We start from the raw sequence: 6,210 nt of genomic DNA, 5'->3' as shown, positions 1-6,210 counted from the left end.
ATATCAAAGTTCTTCACCCCGGCGCCCTGGCCGTCGTGGTTCATCCAGAAGTAGTCGTTGATCCCCTGCTGCGGGCGCTGATGGAAGTCGCGGCCGGCCCAGATATAGGCGTTGGGGTTAGACTCGAGCACGTTGGTGACGCCGACGTAGGCTTTTTTCAGGTTAACTTCATCGCTCCAGTGGTCAAACATGACGTTGATATCCCAGATAGCGCCTTTACTGCTCCTGAAGGCTTTGGTTATCTGGAATTCGCCGCCGTTGCCTTCGTTGCCTAAACGGCCGATCGCCGAGGCGCCGTTATAGGAGCCATCGACGCCGACAAACTTCTGATCGCCGGTCTGGAACTGCGCGCCGTAGCGGGCGTAGCCGCTGAACTTCAGGCCGAAGGGGATCGCCATATCCGGCGTGGCCGCGGTGGTCTGCGGGTTGGTGATAACATCCACTTTTTTATCAGCCGCGGCGTCGATTTTCGCCTGGCGTTCGGCCAGGGCTTTATCGACGGCTTTCGCCACAATGGCGTCGATCTGTTCCTGAGTGAACTCTTGGGCGACTGCAGAGGTAAATGGGAAAAGCGCGGCGATAACCGCCATGGGTAATGGAAGTTTTTTTATCATTGTCATAATTATCTCAATATAGGTTAGTTTTATTCAGATAATAACAATCCCATTCTGGGCAATCAGAATATGTCGCTATCATAAGAACAATTTAATTTTTATTTTGTACGTCAACAGAGGCTTTACACTATTAGGGTTATCCGATCTCCATAGTTGTTATTTAAGAATTAGCGCAGCCCGGGTGAATTATCACTTTGGATAGTTCCCCCGGCCAGCAGTGAATTCATTGAATGCGCTGGGGCATACGCCGAAATTAACGCCGTGGTTTAAAACGATGGCGACGTCCTCCCTACTCACAGCATCACGTTTTGCCCCCCAGACGGTGGGTAGCGTTCAGGGCGCTAACGCTTTGCCCTGCATCCCCGGGACACAGGGTCCGGCCGCCGCCAACCGCCGCCCCGGCACCGTCGCATGGGTGAGTCAAACTGTTGGCAGCGCCCCGCTCAGCACAAGATGGCATGATGAATCCCATAATTTATGAAGCGAAAAATTAACAACTGTGACACATCCTGTATTCTCCTGGCCGGTTGCTCAATTACGTTATTTCACTCCGTGATTAAGAAAATGCTCAAACGTGAGCCATCTCGCAAATATTCGCGCCATTTACTCAGCGCGCGGATAACTCTGTAGAGTACATTTCCTGGAGTGGCCAGAGTAAAAAAAACAATAAAACAAAATGCCGGTTTGGCGGCGTTTTAAATCTACCGGGGTATAGCTTGTAACGCGTTAATCAACAAGTGAAATGGAGGGTCTGGAGGAGGCTTTGCTTCGATGATCACAGAAGTAAAAAAACATAATAAATTAATTTAAAAACGTAATAGATTCTTCGAGATCATTTATGTCAGAAATTGTTACACATCCACACAACACACCGGAGTCTGCTCAGAATGAGTAAAAACATAATGCAAAGCCGCCATGATGAATATCATAAATTAACGCGTGGAGAACGTATTGGTTATGGTATGGGCGACTTCGCTCAAAACCTGGTTTTTGGCACAATAGGCGGCTTTCTGGCTCTTCACATGCTGACGGTTAATACCATCAGCACGGCAACGGCAGGGTTTATATTTCTTTTTGTCCGAATCATCAATGTCTTTTGGGATCCGATGGTCGGCACGTATGTTGACAAAAGAACGTCAAAAGCAGGTAAATATCGCCCCTGGCTGTTAAGAGCCGGCGTACCGCTGGTGATCCTTTCCGCTTTACTTTTTGCTCCCATTCCTGGGGTCAGAGGTTCGGTACCTTTTGCCTTCATCGTTTATTTGGCTCTGGATTTAGTTTATTCCGTAGTGAATATTCCTTATGGTTCGCTTAATGCATCCCTGACCCGGGATCCGGAATCGATTGATAAACTCACCAGTACCCGAATGATGCTGGCCAATAGCGCCAATCTTCTTGTTTATACCCTGTTTCCGATGTTTGTACAGATGGCTTCACCAAAAGATCGCAGCCTTAAGGACACCGGTTTTTTCGGCATTGAGCTCAATCTGGGAAACTATACCGATCCATCAGCCAACTACGCCTGGTTCGGCGTCTACTCCGTGTATATGCTCATCGGCGCGGTGGCGCTTTTCATCTGCTATAAATTTACGAAAGAACGCGTTGTCGCGACGGCAGAACAGACCGCCAACGTCAAAACGACCGATCTGTTCCTTGAACTCAAACATAACCGCCCGCTGGTTATTCTCGGGCTGTTTTTCATGCTGGCCTTCACGTTCATGTTTTTCATGAACACGGTTAACGGCTTTTTCAATCAGTACGTTGTCGGTCATTCAGAATGGATGGGCGCCGTAGGCCTTGTCGCCTCCATACCGGGCATCGCATTCCCTATTTTTTGGCCCAAACTCAAGAAAATTTTTGGTAAAAAAGGCTTCTTCCATATTTTTCTGGCCATGTTTATTGTCGGCGAGCTACTGACTTACGTCTGGTCACGCGAGGGCATGCACGATGCGCTTTGGCTTGCTTACATCGCCACCTTCATTAAACAATGGGGCTTAACGTCCGCGACCGGCTTTATGTGGGCGCTGGTTCCTGAAGTGATTGCGTATGGCGAATTAAAATCCGGCAAGCGAAATGCGGCGATCATTAATGCGATTATGGGCCTCTTTTTCAAAATCGGCTTTACCATCGGCGGCGCGATTCCCCTGTGGTTACTGGCCGTTTATGGCTTTAATGAAACCGGCGCCCGGCAAAGCGCCAGCGCTATCGACGGGATCATTATGACCGCGGTGTGGATCCCTATCGCGTTAGCCATCATATCGATGATCATCATGCAGGTTTATCCCATCTCTGACAAAAACGTGACCGATATTAACCGTCAGCTTGATGAAGTCCGCGTGTAGTTAAAAATATAAATTAAATGCATTTGGAACATTTAAATAAAAAGGTGTAATGATATGTCACTTATTCAAAACCCTATTTTACGTGGGTTTAATGCCGACCCCAGTATTATCCGTGTCGAGGACACCTACTATATCGCCAACTCTACGTTTGAGTGGTTCCCTGGCGTTCGTTTACATGAGTCAAAAGACCTGGAGCACTGGAATCTTCTCCCTTCGCCCCTGTCAACCACCACCCTGCTGGATATGAAAGGCAATCCTTCATCAGGCGGCATTTGGGCGCCGGCGCTCTCTTATGCCGACGGTCAATTCTGGCTAGTGTATACCGACGTCAAAGTCACCGAAGGCGCCTTTAAAGACATGACAAACTATCTGACCACCGCAGCCGATATCCGCGGCCCGTGGTCAGATCCCATTAAGCTTAACGGCGTAGGTTTTGATGCTTCTCTCTTCCACGACGATGATGGCCGGAAATATATCGTGCAGCAAACCTGGGACCATCGCGAATATCACCATCCTTTTGACGGCATCACGTTAACTGAACTGGATACAAAAACCCTGAAATTAATGCCAGAGACCGCGCGTACCCTTTATCGGGGGACCGCCGTTGGGCTCGTTGAAGGGCCGCATCTCTATAAACTGAACGGATATTATTATCTTTTTGCCGCCCAGGGGGGCACCGTATTTACGCACCAGGAAGTGGTTGCGCGTTCTAAAACCTTAGACGCCAACAGCTTTGAAACGGAGCCAGGTGAGGTCTTCTTAACCAACGTCGATACGCCAGACAGCTACATCCAAAAGCAAGGGCACGGCGCGTTGGTTTCCACCCCCGGCGGCGAATGGTACTACGCCTCGCTCTGCGCGCGTCCGTGGAATCGCCCGGGTGAGTCAGTCTACGATCCTCGCGGCTGGTCAACGCTGGGCAGAGAAACGGCTATCCAGAAGGTGTACTGGGATGAAGGCGGCTGGCCGCGTATTGAAGGCGGTCACGGCGGAAAGACGTTTGTCGAAGGCCCGAAAGATGCCATTGATACCGAAAGTCCGGAAGACCGTAGCCAGCACGACGAATTTACAACGGCGACACTCGATGGTAACTGGAACACCCTGCGGGTGCCGTTTACAGAAAAAATGGGTACCACCGGCGATGGCAAGTTAACGTTAATTGGCCAGGGATCTTTAGCGAATACCCATGACCTGTCGCTGATTGCCCGACGCTGGCAAGCCTTTTATTTTGATGCGAAAGTTAAAGTTAAATTTAATCCATTTAACTACCAGCAAATGGCCGGGTTAACGAATTACTATAACGATCGTCACTGGAGTTTTGTGTTCATTACCTGGAATGAAATTAACGGTAAGGTCATTGAAATAGGTGAGAATAACCGAGGGCGGTATACATCATATTTAAAAGATGAAGCCATCAAGGTCCCGGAGCACGTTGAATATGTCTGGTTCCGGACGAAAGTCAGGAAGGAAACGTATAGCTATGAATATAGCTTTGATGGGGTTGAGTTCACTGAAATCCCTGTGAAGCTAGATGCTGCGATCCTTTCGGATGATTATGTCCTGCAAAGCTATGGCGGATTCTTTACCGGAGCGTTTGTTGGCCTTGCGGCAGTCGACTACTCCGGTTATGGCGCCCGCGCTGAGTTTTATCATTTCGATTATCAGGAGCTTGGCGACACGTTAATCGCCAGGGACGCGTATAGCTGGGAAGCCAGTGAATTACGACGTTATTAGAGAGCCCTGTCTGGGGAGATTAAACGCTGAAAGGAGGCACCGGCGCGACAGGCGCGCCGGTGCCGGGTGTGGCAGGGTTGTCGCATCAGGCCGGCAACCGGCCGTTCCGATAGCGAAAGTCATGCGTCACGCTAATGACCCGTGCGGGTGGCTATTGCACGCTTATTCCGCCGTTTTTTGTTTCAGCGCAGCATAGCGGGCAATCAGTTGTTGCAGATGCTGCTCCGTCTGGTTCTGCTGCGCCGCAGACCCTGGCTGATTGCGCGGCTGTGCGGAGAGTTGTCGCAGCTGCTCTTCCGCCGGAACGGTACGGCTGAACGACTGCGTTATGGCAAACACCGCTGACTTCAGCTCACTCACCGTGATATACCGCCCCTTCTGTTCATCCAGTGCGTTAAGCCGGTTCGTCAACTGCTGTAGCTGCGTCATTCCCTGGTGCCAGCCGCTGAGATTCTCCACGGGAAGCGCGGCGGCGCTGACCTGCTGTTGCCATTGCCGCGCCAGCGGTTTCGCCTGCTCTGGCCATAGCGTCAGCGCCTGCTGCGCCAGATGAGTACCATAACTCAAAGCCCAGTCCGGTTTTAGCTGTAAAAGCTGCGCCAGCTGCTGCTGAGTCTGTTTTATCCCCGGCTCCGCCGAGGGGGATTGTTGTCGTAGCGTCTGTAACTGCTCAGCGGAAAGCACCGTGGGTAACGGAGAGAACCGGGCGGGAAACCGCATCTGCCCCGAATCGGACGGGTACGTTGCCCGCCATCCTCCCGCCGCGGCCCCGGCCAGCGCCAGCATAGTCAGCATCCCGGCGACAAACGGCTTCCAGGGCTTCGCGGGCGCCGGGAATGCCGTCACAACGTCAGCATTCGGCCGCGATGCCGGTTCGGCGACATAGACCCATTTCACCTGCGCGGTCGGTTCAGGGAGGCTGGAAGGGGCAGGATCAGGCGCGGCCGCTTGCGGCGCGGTCTCCTCTTTATTTTCGCTGCTCTCCAGCCGCACCGCCGCGTTGTGCAGCAGGATAGACAGGGCATCAAGCTGGCCGGCATGTTTGAGTTCCAGACGCTGCAGTACGTCATCCAGCGCCGTCAGATGCGCTTCTGCCTGGTAAAGCTGGCTCAGGTCGATATAGGTCAGCGACAGCGTGCGCATCGCCTGCTGCAGCCGTTGACTGAGCGAACTGAGTATTTTGATTCGCGCAGTCGTCGGCTGCGGCCACATATTGCCCCACTGCCGGGAGACCAGCGCGACCAGTATCGCCAGCCCTTCATTCATGCCGTATAGCCCCGCCAGATGCATGCGGACAAGCGTATACCAGGCGGCAGTCTGTAGCTCCACGCCGTTGTGCTCAAACAGCGACAGGCAGAGTTTTTCCGCGAGCCGCCAGTTGACATCCGGGCGCGCCGGATGGGTTAGTTTGTTCATTTCATCGCGAAGGCGCGCGTAATCCGCAAGCGTACGCGGGTCGCCGCCGGTTTTCAGGCAACATTCAGAAGGAGTCGTCATGATGGTTTCAGCCAGAATAAAAA

General features: G+C 52.1%; 4 protein-coding genes. 2 read left to right on the top strand and 2 right to left on the bottom strand.

The window, feature by feature from the left end; genetic code table 11:
• A partial coding sequence (locus FQK12_RS08605; RefSeq protein ID WP_146295693.1) for a carbohydrate porin occupies positions 1–620 on the bottom strand: 620 nt, incomplete at its 3' end.
• A gap of 896 nt (positions 621–1,516) precedes the next feature.
• Here FQK12_RS08605 and FQK12_RS08600 point away from each other — a divergent pair.
• A complete protein-coding gene (locus tag FQK12_RS08600; RefSeq protein WP_038423198.1) occupies positions 1,517–2,956 on the top strand; it encodes an MFS transporter in 1,440 nt (479 codons plus the stop codon).
• Positions 2,957–3,010: 54 nt separating this feature from the next.
• On the top strand, positions 3,011–4,690 hold the full coding sequence (locus FQK12_RS08595; RefSeq protein WP_014229090.1) for a glycoside hydrolase family 43 protein: 1,680 nt from the start codon (positions 3,011–3,013) through the stop codon (positions 4,688–4,690).
• Between the two features lie 162 nt (positions 4,691–4,852).
• Here FQK12_RS08595 and FQK12_RS08590 read toward each other — a convergent pair whose 3' ends face one another.
• Positions 4,853–6,187, bottom strand: coding sequence for a VasL domain-containing protein (locus FQK12_RS08590; RefSeq protein WP_014229089.1), 1,335 nt, complete (start codon positions 6,185–6,187; stop codon positions 4,853–4,855).
• Between the last annotated feature and the right edge of the window lie 23 nt (positions 6,188–6,210).

The sequence above is a fragment of the Klebsiella sp. ME-303 genome (genome assembly GCF_007910085.1).
Classification (GTDB): domain Bacteria; phylum Pseudomonadota; class Gammaproteobacteria; order Enterobacterales; family Enterobacteriaceae; genus Klebsiella; species Klebsiella michiganensis.
Note: the sequence above shows the minus strand (reverse complement) of the source record. Positions and strands in the feature narration are given on the sequence as shown.

What these genes read in the sequence shown, in the direction of transcription:
- FQK12_RS08600 (WP_038423198.1), top strand. Translation starts at nt 1,517, where the DNA reads ATGCAAAGCCGCCATGATGAATATCATAAATTAACGCGTGGAGAACGT.
- FQK12_RS08595 (WP_014229090.1), top strand. Translation starts at nt 3,011, where the DNA reads ATGTCACTTATTCAAAACCCTATTTTACGTGGGTTTAATGCCGACCCC.
- FQK12_RS08590 (WP_014229089.1), bottom strand. Translation starts at nt 6,187, where the DNA reads ATGACGACTCCTTCTGAATGTTGCCTGAAAACCGGCGGCGACCCGCGT.